Source organism: Mesorhizobium sp. B2-5-13 (genome assembly GCF_006440535.1).
Lineage (GTDB): Bacteria > Pseudomonadota > Alphaproteobacteria > Rhizobiales > Rhizobiaceae > Mesorhizobium > Mesorhizobium salmacidum.
Genome location: NZ_VFUI01000004.1, coordinates 200,046 through 215,534 on the forward strand (window position 1 = coordinate 200,046; position 15,489 = coordinate 215,534).

A 15,489-nucleotide genomic window follows, 5' to 3' on the forward strand; every position below is an offset into this window, starting at 1 on the left:
CTTTACGTCGACCGCTCAGCCTTCAGTACAGTGACCGCCGCCTCGCTGTTGTGGACATAGTCGTTGGCATCCGGCTGCTTCTGTACCAGCAGGATGAACAAAAGGTCGGTCAGCGTCAGTTGCGCGTCGCGCGCCGTGATGGAGGAGGAGCGCGCGCGCTCCTCGTCGGCGATGGTGTAGAGGCGAATGTCGGCGACCCGGCTCAGCGGATTTTCATGCAGGCCGGTGACGGCGATCACGGTCGTGCCGCGCTTGGCTGCAAGCTCGGCGATGCGCAAGGTTTCGATGCTGGCGCCGGAATAGGAGAGCGCGAACAGCACATCGTCAGGCCCGAGCGTCGAGGCGTTGGCCATCTGGATGTGGCTGTCGCTGTCATGCAGCACATTGCGGCCGAGCTTCATCAGCTTGTAGGAGAAATCGCGCGCCACCAGCGAGGAAGCGCCGACGCCAACCAGATGGATGCGCCGCGCGCCATCCAGCAGTTCCAGCGTCCTGGAGATGATGCGCTCGCTGTTGGCGGCGACGGTCTGCTGCATCGACAGCAGCTTGCTGCCGATCAGCTTCTTCAGGATGACCGGAAAGCCATCGCCGACCTCGATCGAGCCGTGGATGACGCCGGCCGGCACCTGCCAATCCTGCGCCTTGGCCTCGCTGACGGCGAGCTTGAGTTCCTGATAGCTGGCATAGCCGAGCTTCTGGCTGAACTTGACGACGCTCGATTGACTGCGGCCGATCTCGGCCGCAAGTGCGGCCGTCGACAGCCGCAGCATCCGGTTGGGGTTGTCGACGATGTAACGGCCGATCTCGCGATCGCCGGGCGCCATGCCGTCGAGCTTGGCATTGATCCTGCTTAAGATAGACACGGAAATCCCCTCGCTCTTCAGACCTGCAAGACGAGGAATAAATTATTCCAATTTTGATTGACAGCCAAGAACGCAGAATTAATTCTCAGCTCGACCCGGGCCACCGCCCGGGATTCCCAGGCAGGTCGCCGGGGTGACCCTCAAGGTTTCAGCCATGGATAGATTGCGGATCTTCGGCGGACAGAGACTGCAAGGCGCGGTCACCATATCAGGCGCCAAGAATGCCGCTTTGCCGCAGATCGCGGCTGCGCTGCTCAGCCCCTACCCGCTCGAACTGACCAACCTGCCCGATGTGACCGACGTCGAAAACATGCTCGGCGTGGTGCGGCTTCACGGCGCCGAAATCACCCGGTCCGCCCATGCCGCGCTCATTAACACCAGTGCCGCCGTTTCCAAGGAGACGTCCTACGACACGGTTCGGAAGATGCGGGCGACGGTGCTCGTCCTGGCGCCGTTGCTGGCGCGGTTCGGCCATGCCCGGGTTTCGCTGCCAGGCGGCTGCGCGATCGGCGCGCGGCCGGTCGACATGCATGTCGCCGCACTCGCCGCGCTGGGCGCCAGGATCGCCATAGAGAACGGCCTGATCGTCGCCTCGGCGCCGAACGGATTGACCGGCACCCGCATCGTGCTCCCGTCGCCATCGGTCGGGGCGACGGAAACCGCCATGATGGCGGCGACCACGGCCAAGGGCGAAACCGAAATCCTGAACGCGGCGCGCGAACCGGAAGTGGCTGACCTCGCCGCTTGCCTCAGCGCCATGGGCGCGCGCATCGAGGGCGCAGGCACGCACCGCATCCTGATCGCGGGCGACACCAACTGGCGCGCCGCCAGCCACGACATCATCCCGGACCGCATCGAGGCGGGCACCTATGCCATCGCCGCCGCCATCACCGGCGGCCAGCTTGAGCTGACGCATGCCCGGCTCGAACACATGGCCTCGGTGGTGCAATTGCTGGAGGCGACCGGCGTCAGCGTCTGGCCGGGCGACCGGGGACTGATCGTCTCGCGCGACCGGCCGCTCAAGGCAGCCGACCTCACCACGGAACCCTATCCGGGGTTCCCGACCGACCTGCAGGCGCAGTTCATGGCGCTGATGTGCTGCGCGCAGGGCGCCTCGCTGCTGCGCGAAACCATCTTCGAGAACCGCTTCATGCATGTGCCCGAACTGATGCGGCTCGGCGCCAACATCAAGCTGCAAGGCACCATGGCGCTGGTGCGCGGCGGCGAGAAACTGCACGGGGCGCAAGTGATGGCCACCGACCTGCGCGCTTCGGTGTCGCTGGTGCTGGCGGCGCTGGTCAGCGAAGGCGAGACCATCATCAACCGGGTCTATCACCTCGACCGCGGCTACGAGCAACTGGACCGCAAGCTGCGCCTGTGCGGCGCCGACATCGAGCGGCTGGGCGCATGAATACCGACACGGATTATTTTCTCGGCGTCGATGGCGGCGGCACCGGTTGCCGCGCCCGTCTTGAGGACGCGCAAGGCATGGTGCTGGGACAAGGCCTGTCCGGCCCGGCGACGACGCGGCTCGGCATCGAGGCAGCATGGGGCTCCATTGCCAAAGCCTACGGCGCGGCGATCGATGAAGCAGGTTTCGCGCCCGCCGAGACCGTCCGCATCCATGCCGGCATCGGCCTTGCCGGCATCGGCCGCAAAGGCGCGCTGGAGGCGCTGCGGGCAATCGCGCATCCCTTTGCCAGCATCGACTTCGTCAGCGACGGCGTCGGCGCCTGCCTTGGCGCGCATTCGGGCCAGGACGGCGCCATCGTCATCGCCGGGACCGGCTCGATCGGCCTTGGCTTTGTCGAGGGCCGCGACCTGCGCGCCGGCGGCTATGGATTTCCGATCTCCGACGAGGGCAGCGGCGCCGACCTCGGACTGAAAGCCGTGCAACTGGCGCTGCGCGCCCATGACGGCCGCCACGAACGGACGGCGCTGCTGGCGGAACTCATGCAGCGCTTCGCCGGCGACCCGATGGAGGCCGTCGCCTGGATGGACCGCGCCAGCGCCACGGACTATGCCGCACTTGCACCCATGGTGATGCGGCATGCCGACCAAGGCGACCCCGCCGGACGCCGCATCGTGCAAAGCGCCGCCGAGCAGATCGACACGCTGGTGCGGGTGCTGTTCGAAAAAGGTGCGCCGCGCGTGACCCTGCTGGGCGGCCTTGCCAGCCCGCTCGAGCCCTGGCTTTCCCCCGACGTCCGGCGCCGCCTGAAACCCGCGGACGGCGACGCCGTGTCCGGAGCGATCATTCTTGCCAAGAAATCGGCATGCAAGGGATAGGTGGCAAGAGTAGGAATAAAATATTCCAAATTTCTATTGACGATGTGAATATCAAATTCTAAAAAGTTAACAGGAGAACCTGCGGTGACGGACCACGGTCTGTTGCACCGTTTGCCGGTCGAGCCATGCCGGACCGCGCAGCAGATTTTTTGAAAGCATTGGGATGACCGAGCAACGGTTGATGTCTGAGCTGGGCCGGCTGGTTTCCGAAGGCCGGAATCCAGGGACCGTCGACATCGACTTGCTGCCGACCATCGACGTGCTGCGCAGGATCAATCACGAGGACAGGCTTGTCCCGGCGGCCGTCGAAAAGGTGCTGCCGGAAATCGCCACCGCGGTGGATCGGATCGTGCTCGCCTTCCAGAAAGGCGCGCGGCTTGTCTATATCGGCGCCGGCACCAGCGGCAGGCTTGGCGTGCTCGACGCTTCGGAGTGCCCGCCCACATTCGGCGTGCCCGAAGGCATGGTGGTCGGCCTGATCGCCGGTGGGTCCGACGCCCTGGTGCGCTCAACGGAAGGCGCCGAGGATGACCCGAAGATGGGCGCCAAGGCCTTGCAGGACATCACGCTCACACCTGACGACGTGGTGGTCGGCATCGCGGTCAGCGGGCGCACGCCTTATGTGATCGGCGGGCTGACCTATGCCAAGAAGATCGGCGCGACGACCGTCGCGCTGTCCTGCAATCCGGCCTCGGCCATTGCCGGCATCGCCGAGATCGCCATCTCGCCGGTCGTCGGTCCCGAGGTGCTCACCGGCTCGACGCGGCTGAAATCGGGAACAGCACAGAAGCTGGTGCTCAACATGCTGACCACGGCTTCGATGATCCGCATCGGCAAGAGCTACCAGAACCTGATGGTCGACCTGAACCCGTCGAACAGGAAGCTGGTCGTCCGGGCGATCAGGATCGTCATGCAGGCGACCGGCTGCACCGCGCCGCAGGCGCGGCAGGCGCTCGACCGGACCGGCAATGACGTCAAGCTGGCGATCCTGGTCACCATCACCGGCCTCGACGTCGAAGCGGCGCGGGCCGCTTTGGCCAAGGCCGGAGGGTTCCTGCGAAAGGCGATCAGCGACGAAGCGGCCTGAGGCCGCTTTAGACAAGACGGCTGAAGCCGCTTTAGACAAGACGGCGTCAAGCCGCATAGACTGGGCCGATACTCCAAAGCATGTGTGCCTTGGAAGCGGCCCGCGGAAACTGCAAGGCATCGAGTTCAATAATGGGAGACGAGAATGGTTCATCTTACAGGAAGGCTGCTTTCGGGCATCACCCTTGCCGCGATGCTCGGCATCGCCACGGTTTCGGCGCAGGCGGCGACATTGCACATGGCCTGGTCGCAGGACGCCACCGGGCTTGACCCGCACAAGCAGACGGCGTTCTCGTCGCTGCGGCTTTTGGAGCTCATCTACGAGCCGCTGGTGCGGCTCGACGCCAGCCTGCAGATCATCCCCGCTATCGCCACCTCCTGGGAATTCTCGAAAGACGGCAAGGAGCTGACCTTCAAGCTCGATCCCAAGGCGAAATTCCAGGACGGCACGGCGGTAACCTCCGCCGACGTCAAGGCGTCGTTCGAGCGCATCCTCGACGAGAAGACGGGTGCCGCCGCCCGCGCCAACTTCCTGTCGATCGCCAGCATTGACACGCCTGATGCGGCGACCGTCGTGTTCCACCTCTCGCAGCCCGACGCGCCAATCCTGACGGCGATGAGCGACGTCAACGCGGCCATCGTTCCGGCGGCTGAAATCAAGGCCGGATCGATCGGCACGAAGACGGTCGGTTCCGGCCCGTTCAAGCTCGACAAATGGGACCCAAACGCCAAGGAAGTCCTGAGCGCCAACAAGGACTGGGCCGGCGGCGCGACCGGCGTCGACGGCATCGAGATCAGCGTGCTGCCCGACGAGGCGGCGATCCTCGCCGCCATGCGCACCAAGCAGATCGACTTCGCCCTGCTCAACGACCCGCTCGTCGCCACGCTGGTGCCGAAAGAAGCCAACCTGCAATTGAACCGTGTACCGGTGCTTGCCTATAACGTGCTGCAGCTCAACCCATCGCGCAAGCCGATGACCGAGCTCAAGGTGCGCCAGGCGATCTCCTGCGCCATCGACCGGCAGGAGGTGCTGGACACCGCCGCGCTGGGCGAAGGCAAGGTCACCGGGCCGCTGACCATCCCGGCGCTGGCGACCGATCCGAGCCAGTTGTTCTGCTACAAGCGCGATGTCGAAAAGGCCAAGAAGCTGATGGCCGAGGCCGGCTTTGCCGACGGCTTTTCGGCGACCGTGATCGGCGCCACCGGCGAGCCGCCGACGGCGGCGGCGGAAGCCCAGGTCATCCAGTCGCAGCTCGCCGAGATCGGCGTCAAGCTCGACATCAAGATGATGGAGCTCAACGTCTATGTCGACGCCTGGCTGAAGGGCGATTTCGACATGGCGATCGCGCTCAACGGCGGCCGCGCCGACCCCTACACCATGTACAACCGCTACTGGACCAAGGCTGGCAATCTGCAGAAGGTGGCGAACTATATCGACGATACACTCGACAGCCTGATGCAGCAGGGTCGCGCCGAGACCGACCCGGCCAAACGCAAGACGATCTTCGCGGCGTTCGAGAAGCACCTCGCCGAGGTATCGCCGTGGATCTGGCTCTACACATCCTACAGCTACACGGCGCAGCAGAAGAACATCGCCGGCTTTGTGCCGACGCCGACCGGCACGCTGTTCAGCCTGAGCAAGGTGACCATCCAATAGCGCCGGATTCGGCAACGGGACGAGAGGTCTTCCTGGCGTGAACTATCTCTTGCGACGGCTGGCGACGTTTCCTCTCGTCCTGCTTGGCGTGTCCATCCTGGTCTTCGTCGCGATCAGGATGGTGCCTGGCGATTCCATCACGGCGATGCTGGGCACCGAGGCCGGCCTGCTGACGCCGGCACAACGAGATTCGCTCGCCGCCTATTTCGGTATCGACCAACCCTGGTTCGTTCAATTCTGGCGTTGGATCGGCGGCATCCTGCACGGCAATTTCGGCATCTCCGTCACCTATGGTCGGCTGGTTCTCGACGTCATCCTCGAGCGTTTTCCGCTGACGCTGGAATTGGCAGTGCTGTCAATGATCATCGCGCTTCTCGTCGGCATGCCGGCCGGCATCTACGCCGCCACGCACAACGAAAAACCGTCCGACCTTGGGGTGCGCATCGTCGCCATGATCGGCCAGTCGACGCCGAGTTTCGTGCTTGGCCTCTTGATCATCTACACGCTGTCGGCCGGCTTCGGCGTGCTGCCGGCGATGGGCGAATTCGCACCGCTCTGGCAGGATCCCTTGCGCAATCTCAGCCAGCTGATCCTGCCCGCCATCACGCTCGGCTTCGCCTTCGCGGCGTCCGTCACCCGCATCGCGCGCTCGGCGATGCTGGACGTGTTGAGCGACGATTATGTCCGCACGGCCCGCAGCAAGGGCGCTTCGGCGCGCAGTGTCATCTGGCGCCACGCTTTGCCCAATGCGCTGATCCCGGTGGTGACGCTGAGCGGCATAGAGTTCGGCTACCTCCTGGGCGGCGCCGTCATCGTCGAGCAAATCTATGCCCTGCCCGGCCTCGGACGCATGGTGCTCGATGCCATCCTGCAGCGCGACTACGCGCTGGTGCAGGGCAGCGTGCTGTTCATCGCCTTCAACTTCATGATCGTCAATCTCCTGGTCGACCTCGCCTATGTCGCGCTCGATCCGCGCATCCGGCTGGGGGAACAGTGATGCGGATCCTGCGTGCCATCTTCGGCCATGGCAGCGGCCGCATCGGCGGCGTCATCGTGTGCGTCTATCTGCTGCTCGCCATCCTTGGCCTGTTGGGGCTGACGCCGCACAATCCGATCACGCAATACCGTATCGACCGGCTGCACGCGCCCGGCGCCGCCTACTGGATGGGCACCGACCTGTTCGGCCGCGACGTCGCCAGCCGCCTGATGGCGGGCATCGGCCAGTCCTTTACGGTCGCCTTCTTGTCGGTGGCCTTCGCGTCCCTTGCCGGAACGGTCCTGGGGCTTGCCGCCGCCTGGCTCGGGCGCCGCTGGGACGGCGTCGTGATGCGGATCACGGACGTGCTGCTGGCCTTCCCGGCGATCCTTCTGGCGCTGCTTATCGTCACCGTCGCCGGACCGGGCACATGGACCAGCGTGGTGGCCATCGGCATCGTCTACACGCCGATTTTCACGCGCGTGGTGCGGGGCCCCGCGCTGTCGCTCAAGACACGCGAATTCGTCGATGCCGCGCGAACCTTCGGCAGCAGTTCGAGCTATATCGTCACGCGCCACCTGCTGCTCAACCTCGTGGCGCCGTTGACTGTGCAGGTGACGCTGGCGCTCGCCTGGGCGCTGCTGACCGAAGCCGGCTTGAGCTTTCTCGGCCTTGGCACGCAGCCGCCCGCCGCGTCGCTCGGCCTGATGCTGAGCGACAGCCGCAATTTGATGGAAACGGCACCCTGGCTGCTGATCTTCCCAGGCCTGGCGATCATGATCAGCATTCTGGGCTTCAACCTTTTGGGCGACGCCTTGCGCGACATCCTCGACCCCAGGATGCGGAGAGTGTTGGCATGACCCCGCTGCTGTCGGTCTCGGACCTGCGCGTCGGCTTCGGCCGCAATCCCAAGGCCAATGAGGTGGTGCGCGGGGTCAGCTTCGACCTCGCCGACGGCGAGACGCTGGCCATTGTCGGCGAAAGCGGCTCAGGCAAGTCGGTGACGGCGCTGTCGATCAACCGGCTTGTCGATTTCGGCGGCGGCCGCATTACCGGCGGTTCCATGAAGCTGAAGCGGGTCGATCGGACCCTCTTCGAGTTGGCAGCCGCGACTGAACCGCAACTGACCGGCATTCGCGGCGCCGAGATCGGCATGATCTTTCAGGAACCGATGACCTCGCTCAACCCGGTGCTGACCATCGGCACCCAGATCGAGGAATCGTTCCGCCTGCATCGCGGACTGACGGGCCGGCAAGCCACGGCGGCAGCCAGGGACGCGCTCGACCGCGTGCGCATTCCAGATGCCGCGCGACGGCTGAAATACACACCCAACCAGTTGTCCGGCGGCATGCTGCAGCGGGTGATGATCGCGATTGCGCTCGCCTGCAATCCGCGCCTGCTGATCGCCGACGAGCCGACGACGGCGCTCGACGTCACCGTGCAGGCACAGATCATGGCGCTGCTTGCCGAGCTGAAGCGCGAAAGCGGCATGTCGATGATCTTCATCACCCACGATATCGGCCTGGTCGCCGGCATCGCCGACAAGGTGATGGTGATGCAAAACGGCCAGGCCGTGGAACAGGGCGAACTGAACCAGATCCTCGACAGCCCCCAGCATCCCTACACCCAGCACCTGCTGCAGGACGTGCCGCATTTCGCCAGTGGCCGGGCGACACGCGCGGACGGACAGCGCGACAAGGCCGCGAACACGCAAACGGCCTTGAGGGTCGATGGTCTCGTGGTGCGGTTTCCGCTCAAGAGCAGCTTCTTCAGTCGCGCGACCGGCGCGGTGCATGCCGTCGACGGGGTCGATTTCGACCTGATGCAAGGCGAGACGCTGGCCATCGTCGGCGAGAGCGGCTCGGGTAAATCCACCACCGCCAAGGCGGTGCTGGGGCTGGTGCGGTCGACACGCGGCAGCTTCTCGGTCGGCACGCGAACGGCCACGTCGGAGCGCGGCGCCAAGCCCGTGCAGATGGTGTTCCAGAACCCCTACGCCTCGCTCAACCCAAGGCTGACCATCGAAAGCATCCTGGCCGAACCGGTGATCGCCACCGGCGGGCGGGCGGATGCCCAAACGCGGGCCAGAATGGCCGGCCTGCTCGAACGCGTCGGCCTGCCCAAGGACAGCCTGGAGCGCTACCCGCATGAATTCTCCGGCGGCCAGCGGCAAAGACTGTGCATTGCCCGCGCGCTGATGCTCAACCCGTCCGTCGTGGTTCTCGACGAAGCGGTGTCGGCGCTCGATGTCTCGGTGCAGGCCAAAGTGCTGGAGCTGCTGCTCGACCTGCAGCGCGAATATGCGCTGGCCTATCTGTTCATCTCGCACGACATGGCCGTGGTCGAGCGGATCGCGCACCGCATCGCGGTCATCTATGCCGGCCAGATCGTCGAGATCGGCGACGCGCGGTCCGTGCTGTCGAAGCCGAGACATTCCTATACGAAGAAGCTGATCGCCGCCGTTCCGACCATCGACCGGCGGCACGAGCATTTCGAGATCGACACGCGCCAGGTGCCGTCGCTGGTGCGCCCGCAGGGGTTTGAGCCGGCTCCGGCGAAATGGGAGCGGTTTGGAGGGGATCATATGGCGAGGGTGGAGGCGTGATGGCCCAGGGATATGTAAGGTCGGCGGGACAGCGCTACCTCTCCGAAGGAGGCCGGCATTGAGTAGCCTCTCCCAGCTCTTCGACCGCGCATTCGCGCCCTTGGCAACGGCAGTGACCGCCAGACGTATCCCTGGCGGCGTGCTCGGCATTGTCAGCCGCGATGGCGAGCCCATCGTCCGCGCAATCGGCTCGGCGCAGCTCGTGCCGAAGCCGCGGCCAATGCGGGAAAACACCTGGTTCGACCTGGCGTCGCTGACCAAGGTGATCTTCACAACGCCGCGTATCCTGGCGCTGGCGCAGGACGGCATCATCGATCTCGACGCACCGCTGATCTCGGTGCTTCCCGACCTTCGCCAATATGACGCCAACGCCTGGGAGCGGAAGGTGACCTTCCGACAGTGCCTCGGCCACCAGACGCCCTTCCCCGCAGTCGAGCCGATCTACACCTATGGACGCGATCCCGAGCTGCTGCGCGCCTTCATCCTGCAGCGCGAATGGCGGGCGCGCGACCCCGTCTATTCCGACATCAACTTCATCCTGCTCGGCTTTGCGCTGGAGCGGCTTTCGGGCAAGAGCATTCGCGCCATGGAGCCCGGCCCGAGCTTTGCCTGGTCCACGGAACCCGATGCCGCCGCGGCGACCGAGGATTGCACTTGGCGCCACCGCGTGCTGTCCGGCGAGGTCCACGACGACAATTGCTCGGCGTTGCAGGGCGCTGGTCACGCCGGCCTGTTCGGTACGGCCGCTTCGGTGCTCAACTTCGCCCAGGGATTGTTGGACGGAACCGGCGCATCCGAACAATCGATCGCGCTGATGCGCGCGCCGTTGTCGGCCACCCGAACCCATGGTTGGGAACGACCTTACGAAGGCTGGTCCGGGGGTGCGTTATGCAGTCCGGGAACGATCGGCCATACCGGCTTTACCGGTACGGGACTGTGGATAGACTTCGACAAGAGCAAGGCGTGGACCTTGCTCACCAACCGCATCCATCCGACACGTCATTTCGACAGCGGCATCGTCTCGCTGCGGCAAGCCGTCGGCGATCTCATCAACAGGGGCTAGGGATAGACCATGGAACCAATCTGGGCTGCCGGCCTGATGACCGGCACCGTGCTTGACGGCAACATCGACGTGGCGCTGATCAAGACCGATGGCGAGCGGATCGAGGATTTTGGCACCTACCGGCTGATGCCCTATTCCCCGTCGATCCGCTCCTTGCTGGAGGAGACGCTGACCGCGGCCAGGGCCTGGAATTTTGTCGGGCCGGAACCGGCGATCTTCAGCAAGGCGGAAGAGGCGCTGACGCGTGCGCAGTCGGCGGCGGTGAAGGAACTCGTCGAAGGGTACGGCATGACGATGGCCGATATCGGCGTCGTCGGCTTTCACGGCCAGACCGTGCTGCATCGCGCGCCGCAGGTCGGACGGTTCGGCCAGACCCGCCAGCTTGGCGACGGCGAGTTGATGCATGAGATCCTCGGCACCAAGGTCGCCTATGATTTCCGTTCGGCCGACATGCGCGCCGGCGGGCAAGGCGCGCCACTGGCAGCCGCCTATCACACCGCGCTGATGCGCAGCGCCGGCGCCAGCGGCGAGGTGGCCGTGCTCAATCTCGGCGGCGTCGCCAACATCACCTGGTGGGACGGCGCCGACAATGTCATCGCCTTCGATACCGGCCCCGCCAATGCGCCGCTCAACGATTTCATCAAGTCGAAAGGGCTCGGCGAAATGGACCGTGACGGCGCGCTGGGCCGCGCGGGCAAGGTGGACGAAGCCCGGCTCGCCAAGCTGTTGCAGCATCCCTATCTGACCAAGGCCTATCCGAAATCGCTCGACCGTTTCGACTTCAGCGCGGCCATGGCCGACGGCCTGAACGCCGAGGATGGCGCGGCGCTGCTTACCGCGTTTACTGCCGCCGCAGTCGGCAAGGCGCTCGACCTTCTGCCAAGCCGGCCGAAGAAGCTGGTGGTCAGCGGCGGCGGCCGTCACAACCCGACGATGATGGCCATGCTCGCCAGCCGCGCCGGCGTCGAGGTGGTGCTGGCCGAAAGCCTCGGCTGGAGCGGCGACGCGGTGGAGGCGGAGTGCTTTGCCTTCCTCGCGGTGCGCGTGCTGCGCGGCCTGCCGATCAGTTTCCCGAGCACGACCGGCGCACCGGAACCGATGCGCGGGGGAAAGCTGGCTGACTGATCACGCGGGCGATAGATTCTTCTGCAGGAAAATTCGGCTGCGGCCGACCGGGAAATCGGCCAGCGTCCCAAAAGGTTGATAACCTTGCCGCTGATAGACCTTGGCGGCGTTGGGATTAAAAGTGTCGATCCAGGCATTTTGGCAGCCGCGTGCCACGGCTTCGCGTTCGGCTGCGTCCAGCATCTGGCCTGCCATATGCTGGCCGCGCAGCCTTTCGTCGACCCACAGCCACTGCACGTAGAGCCAGCCCCAGGCGGTGTAGCCCGAGATGCCGGCGACGACAGCGCCGTCCTCGTCGCGCACAAATACGGCCAGCGCCTTCCTTTCGGACGCGCCGACATCGCCATCGTTGAACGCCGTCAGCCGTTCACTGAGAAAGGCGAGTTCTTCCGGCACGGGATTTGCCGTCGTTTCAAGTGTCGTGTTCATGGCTCTTTCCGGATTGCGCGGTTGGAAGCGTCAAGAGGGCGGAAGTCGGATGCGGCAATGCCGTAGCGCTTGAGCTTGTCGTAGAACGTCTTGCGCGGCACGCCGAGCGCGTCGATGGCGCCGCGCACGTCGCCGCCATGATCGCGCAGCGCGTCGCGGATGAGCTGCGCCTCGTATTGCCCGACCCGCTCGGGCAGTACGGCGGCCGGCTCCGGCAGCCGCGCGACCGCCCTGGTTTCGTCATCGGCACCAAGTCCGAGCGCGACGCGATCGGCGAAATGCGCGAGCTCGCGCACGTTGCCCGGCCAGTCGTGCGCCTGGAGATGATGGCTCACGGCGGCGTTCACCTTGGCGACAGGGCGGCCAAACCGCTCCGCCGCCTTGCCGAGGAAATGGCCGAACAGCATCGCGATATCGCCGCGCCGCTCGCGCAAGGGCGGAAGGCGCAGCGTCACCACGTTGAGGCGGAAATAGAGGTCCTCGCGGAAATCGCCGCGCTGGTCGGGCCGGCCGAGGTTGACCTTGGTCGCCGCGACGACCCTGAGATCGAGGCGCCGCGTCTCGTTCGAGCCGAGCGGGGTGAGGCTGCGCGTCTCCAGCACCCGCAAGAGCTTGACCTGCAACGCCGGCGGCATGGATTCGATCTCGTCGAGGAACAGCGTACCGCCGCTGGAGTGCTCTATCCGGCCGATCCGCCGCCGCTGCGCGCCGGTGAACGCGCCGGCCTCATGGCCGAACAGCTCGCTTTCGATGACGGTTTCGGGCAGAGCGCCGCAATTCAATGCGACGAAGGGCTTTGCGCGGCGGCGGCCCCACCGGTGCAGGAGGTCGGCCACCACTTCCTTGCCGGTTCCCGTCTCGCCTTCCACCAGCACGTCGACATCCATGTCCGCGATCTGGCGCAAGGTTTCACGCAGTCGGCGGATGGCGGGCGCCTCGCCGATCAACGGCATGCCGTCGGCGGCAAGTGCCGCGGCTTCGCGCAGCCGCCGGTTTTCCATCACCAGCCGCCGCTTCTCCGATGCCCGCGTCAGGGCCTCGACCAGGCGCTCCCCCGCATAGGGTTTCGGAATGAAATCATAGACGCCGTCCTTGAGCGCGGCGACGGCAAGATCGACATCGCCATGCCCGGTGACCAGGATCACCGGCAAGTCGGGGTCAACAGCCTTGATGCGGTCGAAGAGCTGCAGACCGTTCATGCCGGGCATACGGATATCGCTGACGACGACACCATCGAAATCCGTGTCGACGACACCAAGCGCTGCCTCGGCGGCGTCGAGCGCGATCACCGTGAAGCCGGCAAGTTCAAGCAGTTGCGTGGTGGCGTGAAGCAGGTCCGCATCGTCGTCGACGAGCGCCACCAACCCTGATCCCTGCGTCATTCGATCCGCCTCAAGTCGATGGTGAAGGATGCGCCGCTGGCCGTGTCGGGGTCGAGCCGCAGCGTGCCGCCCAATTCCTCGGCGATCTCCTGCGAGATCACCAGGCCGAGGCCAAGCCCCTTTTCCTTGGTGGTCTGGAACGGCATGAACAGATTGCCGGCGGCTTCCGGCCCGAGGCCGGGACCATTGTCGCGCACCGAAATCAGCACCCTGTCGCCACGTTCGGCGAGGTCGATCTCGATACGGGGATCGGGCCGGTCCTTCATGGCGTCCAGCGCATTCTGCAACAGGTTGACGAGAATCTGCTCCAGCCGGATGCGGCTTGCCATCACCAATGGCGATGCGTTACCGCGCGGCTTGACGATGGTGACGCCGGAATCGCGGATGCGGCCGGACAGAAGCGACAACGCGCCCTCGATCGCCTCGCGCACCGGCAACGGCGATGCCGCGACGCCGGGCCGGCGGGCAAAGGTGCGCAGCGTGCCGGTGATGGCGCCGATGCGTTCGGTCATCGACACGATCGAGGTCAGATTGGCGCTCGTCGGTTCGGTCTTGCCGGCCTCGAGAAACCGGCCCGCATTCTCCGCATAGGTGCGAATCGCGGCGACCGGCTGGTTGATCTCATGCGCTACGCCGGCGGCGATCTGGCCGAGGATGGAGAGCCGGTTGGCCTGGGCGAGATCGTCGCGCAGCCGGCGGACCTTGGCCTCGGCGTTTTCGCGCTCGGCGATTTCGCCGGCAAGGGCCGTGTTCGATCGCGTCAATTCGGCGGTCCGGGTGCTGACGCGGCTCTCGAGCTCGGTGTTCATGCGCGCCAGCGCCTCCTGCCGCAGCCGGCGTGTGCGACGCCGCCGGGTGAACACATAGGCAAGCAGCCCCATCAGCAGCAGCCCGAGCAGTGTCGTCAGGCGCGCCGTGTTGGCGGCGGAGGTCATGGCGGCATCGGCGGGTGTCAGCAGCCACAGGCGCCAGCCGGGAACAGCACCGGGCAAGTCCTGCACCACCTCGACGAACCGGCGCGATTTTCCGGCTTCGTCGATTGTCGCCAGACCGTCACCGGCGCCACGCCGTATCGGCAGCGGCTCGAAGGCGGCGTCGATCAGTTGAAGCCGGTCATGCGCCGCGGCGGCGTCCGCGGCGCAGAGCGGCGCCAGCGCATGGAAGCGCCAATCGGGCTGGCTGGTGGCCAGAACGACACCGCGCTCGTCGGTGACGAAAACGCGAAAGCCGCTGGCGCGCCAATTGGCTTCGACACCGCCGAGTTCGACCTTCAGAACCGCGACGCCAAGCGGTTTGCCACCATCGTCGACACGGCCGGCAAGATAGAGACCCGGCTTGCCGCTGATCGTGCCGAGGCCATACTGGCTGGCTGCGCCCTTGGCCATCGCATCGGTGAAATAGTGGCGAAAATTATAATCGATGCCGACAAAGCTGTCCGGCTGGCCGGCATTGCTGGCTGATATCGCCATGCCCGCCGTGTCGATGACATAGATGGCCGAGGCCGATGCATCGCCGGCTATGGCCTTCAGCTTGGCGTCGAGAGCGGTTTCCTCGACTTTCCCGGCACGGCGCAGCGCGGCGCGCACCGCATCGTCGCGCGCCAGCACTAGCGGCACGAGACGCTGCTTTTCGATTTCGCCGGTCAGGGTTCCGGCCGCCAGCGGCAAGGCGGCAAGTGCCCCGTCGCGCAAGTTGCCGGCGGCCTGATCCTCGGCGATGCGCCCGGCAACGGCGACTGCTCCCACCAGCACCGCGAGCGCGATCGCCGCAAGCAGCCAACGGCCGCCGCGCAGGCGCACTACCGCTTCGCGCAACAGGTCGCGGGCGGCTAACCCTGGGGCTTCGCTATCGATGCGCTGTCGCGGCGTCGGCCCTCTCCCTTCCCTGCACGGCTTTGGCCCAGTCTAATGCGAAATTCCGCCAGGGCAAACAAGACCTGTGCGGAAATCCGCACAAGTCTCCGTCGACAGCAGGGCAGGAACGGCTGAAACCCAGGGATTTCGGCCTATTCGCC

General features: G+C 65.6%; 13 protein-coding genes. 9 read left to right on the forward strand and 4 right to left on the reverse strand.

The features are described 5' to 3' along the window. Positions 1 to 2: 2 nt before the first annotated feature. On the reverse strand, positions 3 to 863 hold the full coding sequence (locus FJ434_RS09430) for a MurR/RpiR family transcriptional regulator (RefSeq protein ID WP_140745841.1): 861 nt from the start codon (positions 861 to 863) through the stop codon (positions 3 to 5). A 154-nt stretch (positions 864 to 1,017) separates the two neighbouring features. Here FJ434_RS09430 and murA point away from each other — a divergent pair, with 154 nt between their 5' ends. The 9 genes from murA (at position 1,018) to FJ434_RS09475 (ending at position 11,664) form a co-directional block, all read left to right on the forward strand. Continuing rightward, complete coding sequence (gene murA / locus FJ434_RS09435) at positions 1,018 to 2,274, forward strand: UDP-N-acetylglucosamine 1-carboxyvinyltransferase (protein ID WP_140745843.1); 1,257 nt, start codon at positions 1,018 to 1,020, stop codon at positions 2,272 to 2,274. Continuing rightward, positions 2,271 to 3,152, forward strand: a complete 882-nt coding sequence (locus FJ434_RS09440; protein ID WP_140505602.1) for an N-acetylglucosamine kinase — start codon at positions 2,271 to 2,273, stop codon at positions 3,150 to 3,152. Before murA ends, FJ434_RS09440 begins: the two co-directional genes overlap by 4 nt. 163 nt (positions 3,153 to 3,315) lie before the next feature. Beyond that, a complete protein-coding gene (gene murQ / locus FJ434_RS09445; RefSeq protein ID WP_140745845.1) occupies positions 3,316 to 4,239 on the forward strand; it encodes an N-acetylmuramic acid 6-phosphate etherase in 924 nt (307 codons plus the stop codon). Positions 4,240 to 4,383: 144 nt separating this feature from the next. Next, complete coding sequence (locus FJ434_RS09450; protein WP_140714742.1) at positions 4,384 to 5,895, forward strand: ABC transporter substrate-binding protein; 1,512 nt, start codon at positions 4,384 to 4,386, stop codon at positions 5,893 to 5,895. Between the two features lie 37 nt (positions 5,896 to 5,932). After that, a complete protein-coding gene (locus FJ434_RS09455; protein ID WP_140745847.1) occupies positions 5,933 to 6,892 on the forward strand; it encodes an ABC transporter permease in 960 nt (319 codons plus the stop codon). Further along, positions 6,892 to 7,731 carry an ABC transporter permease gene (locus tag FJ434_RS09460; protein ID WP_140745849.1) on the forward strand — a complete coding sequence of 280 codons (840 nt, stop codon included), beginning with the start codon at positions 6,892 to 6,894 and terminating at the stop codon, positions 7,729 to 7,731. The genes FJ434_RS09455 and FJ434_RS09460 overlap by 1 nt, the downstream gene beginning before the upstream one ends. Continuing rightward, a complete protein-coding gene (locus tag FJ434_RS09465; RefSeq protein WP_140745851.1) occupies positions 7,728 to 9,476 on the forward strand; it encodes an ABC transporter ATP-binding protein in 1,749 nt (582 codons plus the stop codon). Before FJ434_RS09460 ends, FJ434_RS09465 begins: the two co-directional genes overlap by 4 nt. 58 nt (positions 9,477 to 9,534) lie before the next feature. Further along, positions 9,535 to 10,539: a serine hydrolase domain-containing protein gene (locus FJ434_RS09470; protein WP_140745853.1), complete on the forward strand. Its 1,005-nt coding sequence runs from the start codon at positions 9,535 to 9,537 to the stop codon at positions 10,537 to 10,539. 9 nt (positions 10,540 to 10,548) lie between these two features. Next, complete coding sequence (locus FJ434_RS09475) at positions 10,549 to 11,664, forward strand: anhydro-N-acetylmuramic acid kinase (RefSeq protein WP_140505617.1); 1,116 nt, start codon at positions 10,549 to 10,551, stop codon at positions 11,662 to 11,664. On the opposite strand, the gene FJ434_RS09480 is transcribed toward FJ434_RS09475, so the two are convergent. From FJ434_RS09480 to FJ434_RS09490, 3 genes are read right to left on the reverse strand one after another with little or no spacing between them, the layout of a single operon-like run. Beyond that, the gene (locus FJ434_RS09480) at positions 11,665 to 12,093 is read right to left on the reverse strand and encodes a GNAT family N-acetyltransferase (RefSeq protein WP_140505619.1); all 429 of its coding nucleotides are present in this window, start codon (positions 12,091 to 12,093) and stop codon (positions 11,665 to 11,667) included. Beyond that, complete coding sequence (locus tag FJ434_RS09485; RefSeq protein ID WP_140745855.1) at positions 12,090 to 13,475, reverse strand: sigma-54 dependent transcriptional regulator; 1,386 nt, start codon at positions 13,473 to 13,475, stop codon at positions 12,090 to 12,092. Before FJ434_RS09485 ends, FJ434_RS09480 begins: the two co-directional genes overlap by 4 nt. Continuing rightward, entirely contained in the window at positions 13,472 to 15,292 is a 1,821-nt protein-coding gene (locus FJ434_RS09490; RefSeq protein WP_140745857.1) for a sensor histidine kinase, read from the reverse strand. The genes FJ434_RS09485 and FJ434_RS09490 overlap by 4 nt, the downstream gene beginning before the upstream one ends. Positions 15,293 to 15,489: the final 197 nt, after the last annotated feature.

What these genes read in the sequence shown, in the direction of transcription:
- FJ434_RS09480 (WP_140505619.1), bottom strand. Translation starts at nt 12,093, where the DNA reads ATGAACACGACACTTGAAACGACGGCAAATCCCGTGCCGGAAGAACTC.
- murQ (WP_140745845.1), top strand. Translation starts at nt 3,316, where the DNA reads ATGACCGAGCAACGGTTGATGTCTGAGCTGGGCCGGCTGGTTTCCGAA.
- FJ434_RS09475 (WP_140505617.1), top strand. Translation starts at nt 10,549, where the DNA reads ATGGAACCAATCTGGGCTGCCGGCCTGATGACCGGCACCGTGCTTGAC.
- FJ434_RS09450 (WP_140714742.1), top strand. Translation starts at nt 4,384, where the DNA reads ATGGTTCATCTTACAGGAAGGCTGCTTTCGGGCATCACCCTTGCCGCG.
- FJ434_RS09485 (WP_140745855.1), bottom strand. Translation starts at nt 13,475, where the DNA reads ATGACGCAGGGATCAGGGTTGGTGGCGCTCGTCGACGACGATGCGGAC.
- FJ434_RS09465 (WP_140745851.1), top strand. Translation starts at nt 7,728, where the DNA reads ATGACCCCGCTGCTGTCGGTCTCGGACCTGCGCGTCGGCTTCGGCCGC.
- FJ434_RS09460 (WP_140745849.1), top strand. Translation starts at nt 6,892, where the DNA reads ATGCGGATCCTGCGTGCCATCTTCGGCCATGGCAGCGGCCGCATCGGC.
- murA (WP_140745843.1), top strand. Translation starts at nt 1,018, where the DNA reads ATGGATAGATTGCGGATCTTCGGCGGACAGAGACTGCAAGGCGCGGTC.
- FJ434_RS09440 (WP_140505602.1), top strand. Translation starts at nt 2,271, where the DNA reads ATGAATACCGACACGGATTATTTTCTCGGCGTCGATGGCGGCGGCACC.